Raw genomic sequence first — 3,329 nt, forward strand, 5'->3', positions numbered from 1 at the left:
CGAAGGACACCGTCATCGCGATGCAGGTGCGCACCGACACCGAGGACAAGCACGGCGGAATCTCGGTGCTGCTGATCCCGAACGACACGCCCGGCTGCACGCGGCCCGTGTCCGGCCCTACCTGGCGACGGCGCTGTTCGCGCTGCACCCGGTGGAGTCCCGCCGGGTGCCGACGATGGCGGTCGACCGGCACTGGCGGGTCTACGTCTCCCCTGCGTTCGTGGCGCGCACCCCGGTGGAGGAGCTGGCGGGGGTCTGGGTGCACGAGGTGGCTCACCTGCTGCGCGACCATCACGGGCGCGGCGACCGGGTCGCGCGCGAGCGCGGGCTGACCGGCCCCGCGGAACGGCTGCGGATGAACATCGCCGCGGACTGCGAGATCAACGACGACGTGTACGGCGACGGGCTGGTGAGTCCGGAGGACGCGGTGACCCCCGGGACGCTGGGGCTGCCCGAGGGCGAGCTGCTGGAGGACTACCTGCGCCTCTTCCGGCTCGGACCGCGGCTGGCCCGGCTGGCCTGGCTGGACTGCGGCAGCGGCGCCGACGGGCTCGAACGGGAGTGGGACCTGGGCCCGGACGGCGCGCACGGGCTCAGCGACCAGGAGCGGGACGCGGTGCGGTTCCGGGTGGCGCGGGGCATCAACGGCCGCCCGGGAGACGCCCCGGAGGGATGGCGGCGGTGGGCGGAGGAGGTGTTCCATCCGCCGCAGCCCTGGCGGGAGCTGCTGGGCGCGGCGCTGCGTTCGGCGGTGGGCGGCGCGGGTGCGGGCGACGACTACAGCTACGGCCGCCCGGCGCGGCGCTCGGCCGCTCTGCCCGGGGTCGTCCTGCCGAGCCTGCGGCGCAGGCCGCCGCGGGTCTGCGTGGTGGTCGACACCTCAGGGTCGGTGAGCGACGCCGAGCTCGGCAGCGCGCTGCTGGAGGTGGCCGCGATCTCCCGGGCCGTGGGCGGCCGGCGCGATCTGGTGAGCGTGCTCTCGTGCGACGCGGCGGCGCGGACGGTGCAGCCGGTGTGCCGGGCGCAGGGCATCGAGCTGATGGGCGGCGGCGGCACGGATCTGCGGGCCGGGTTCGCCCGGGCGCTGCGGACGCGACCCGATGTGGTGGTGGTCCTCACCGACGGGCAGACGCCCTGGCCGGCGGCTCGCCCGGCGTGCCGGACGGTGGTGGGGCTGTTCGCGCGCGCCGGCGGGTCCTGGGACGAGGACGATCCCGACTACCGGCCGGACGCACCGCCCGCGTGGGCGCGGGTGGTGACCATCGGCTCGGCGCCGGGATGAGATGAGGGGAAGGCGCGGCACAGGGCTTTCGGGGCCCGCCCGGCTGGAGGATGCCTTCAGGGCCCGCCCGCTGGAAGATGCCTCCGGGGCCGGCCCGGCGAAGAAGGCTCCGCCCGTGGTCGGGCGGTGCGCTCCCCTACCGCGGCCCCTCCCGGCCCGGCCGGGTCGGGGTCGGGGTCCGGTCAGACGCCGACCGTCTCCTCGATCTCTTCCTCGGCGTCTTCCCCGGCCCCCGCACGGGCCGCCCGCTCCGCCGGGGCCGCCGCGGGCGCGGGCAGTGTCTCGCGCTCGGGCCGGGCGGCCGTCGCCGGGCTCCGCCGGCCCCGCTCGTACAGGGCCGCGACGGCGGTGACGGCGAGACCGGCGAGCAGCCAGATCCCGAGCGTCCAGACGCTGCGGGCGAGACCGTCGCCGCCGAAGTACAGCAGGCTGCGCAGGCCCTCGACGAACCCGGCGCCGTTCCAGAAGGCGTGCAGCGCCCCGAAGAAGCCGTTCTGGAGTTCGGGCCGGAACAAGCCGCCGGAGCTCGTGAAGTTCAGCATCACGAACAGCACCATCATGGTCAGCGTGGTCCACCGCTTGAGGAAGGTGTGCAGCCCGACGCCGATGAACAGGATGCCCGCCGAGTACAGCCAGGCCATGCCCCAGACACCGGCGAGGTCGTGGTGGGCGAGGTGGAACACCGGCCCGGCGAGCAGCGCGCCGATGCCGCTGACCACGGCGGAGACACCGAGCGTGAGCAGCGCCCGTACCCGCATCGGCAGGGCGGCTCCCGCGGCGCCGAGGGCGGCGACCGAGGCGTAGGAGCCGATGCTGAGCGCGATCAGCAGGAAGAACAGGCCCTGGCCGGTGGGGTCGTCGCCGACCGGCGGGGCCACGTCGGTGACCTTCAGCGGGGCGCCCTCCTCGGCGGCGACGGGGGTGAAGACCTTCTCCGCCGCCGTCGCGCCCATGTCGGAGGCGGCGCCGGCCACCAGCAGCTCGTGGGCCCTGGCGCTCGGCACGTAGGCGCCGGTCACCTCGCGGGACTTCAGCAGGCCCACGGCGTCGGCGCGGGTGGCGACCGTGCGGACGTCGAGCCTGTCCCCCGCGGTGTCCTTGACCGTCTGGGCGAAGACCTTCGCCTCGGGAGCGGTGCCGACGACGGCGACGGGCAGGTGGTGCGGCTCGGGGGTGACGAACGCCCCCATGTAGGCGAGCCCCATGCCCATGCACATCAGCAGCGGGGTGATCAGGTGCGTGAGCACATGGCGCAGTGCCGGTGACCTCATCTCGCACGGCCTCCAGAAGGTTGGCTTATACAACTCCGATTTCAAGTTGTACTGTACAACTACAGGACCGGAGGAGGCATTCCCGTGAGCGCAGCGGAGTCGGCCGTCGAGACGATCCAGCGCGAGATGACGATCTTCGCCCGCCGGGCCCGCGCCTCGGCGGGCCGCATGCATCCCGAGCTGTCGCTGGTCTCGTACACCCTGCTCGGCCACCTGGAGGAGAGCGGGGGCTGCCGGGCAACGGACCTCGCGGCCCACTACGCCCTGGACAAGTCCACTGTGAGCCGCCAGGTGGGCGCGCTGGAGCGGACCGGGCTGATAGAGCGCCGGCTGGACCCGGAGGACCACCGGGTCCAGGTGCTGCATCTGACGGAGGCGGGACAGGAGATCCTCGCCCAGGTCACCCGCAGCCGGCGGGCCGCCTTCCGGGAGCGGCTCGCGGACTGGCCGGCGGAGGACCTGGTGCGGTTCGCGGCCTATCTGGAGCGGTACAACTCGGGGCCGGCCGACGCCGGGTCCGCGTGACCCGGCCGACCGCTGCCCCGGGCCGCCGCCTCGCCCACGGCCCTACGGCACCGGTACCGCCGCCCGGCCGTCCGTCATCCGTTCCGGCGCCCGGACCATGAGGAACGCGGTGTGGCGGCGCAGCCGGAAGCCGAGGGACTCGTACAGCCGGATGGCGCCGACGGCCGGGACCTGAGCCGGAACGACAAGGTGCTCGCCACCGCCAAGCACTTCGTCGGCGACGGCGGCACGGCCTACGGCTCCTCCACGAC

Annotated in this window: 3 protein-coding genes; 2 read left to right on the forward strand and 1 reads right to left on the reverse strand. The window is 74.5% G+C overall.

Features of this window, described 5'->3' with window-relative positions:
- Window positions 1-94 precede the first annotated feature (94 nt).
- Window positions 95-1,282, forward strand: a complete 1,188-nt coding sequence (locus tag ACWEN3_RS44035) for a vWA domain-containing protein (protein ID WP_452983643.1) — start codon at window positions 95-97, stop codon at window positions 1,280-1,282.
- A gap of 182 nt (window positions 1,283-1,464) precedes the next feature.
- On the opposite strand, the gene ACWEN3_RS44040 is transcribed toward ACWEN3_RS44035, so the two are convergent.
- Window positions 1,465-2,553: a hypothetical protein gene (locus ACWEN3_RS44040; RefSeq protein WP_452983640.1), complete on the reverse strand. Its 1,089-nt coding sequence runs from the start codon at window positions 2,551-2,553 to the stop codon at window positions 1,465-1,467.
- Between the two features lie 126 nt (window positions 2,554-2,679).
- On the opposite strand from ACWEN3_RS44040, the gene ACWEN3_RS44045 reads away from it, so the two are divergent.
- On the forward strand, window positions 2,680-3,078 hold the full coding sequence (locus ACWEN3_RS44045; RefSeq protein WP_452983646.1) for a MarR family winged helix-turn-helix transcriptional regulator: 399 nt from the start codon (window positions 2,680-2,682) through the stop codon (window positions 3,076-3,078).
- The last annotated feature ends 251 nt before the right edge of the window (window positions 3,079-3,329 follow it).

It is taken from the genome of Streptomyces sp. NPDC004561, assembly GCF_053602155.1.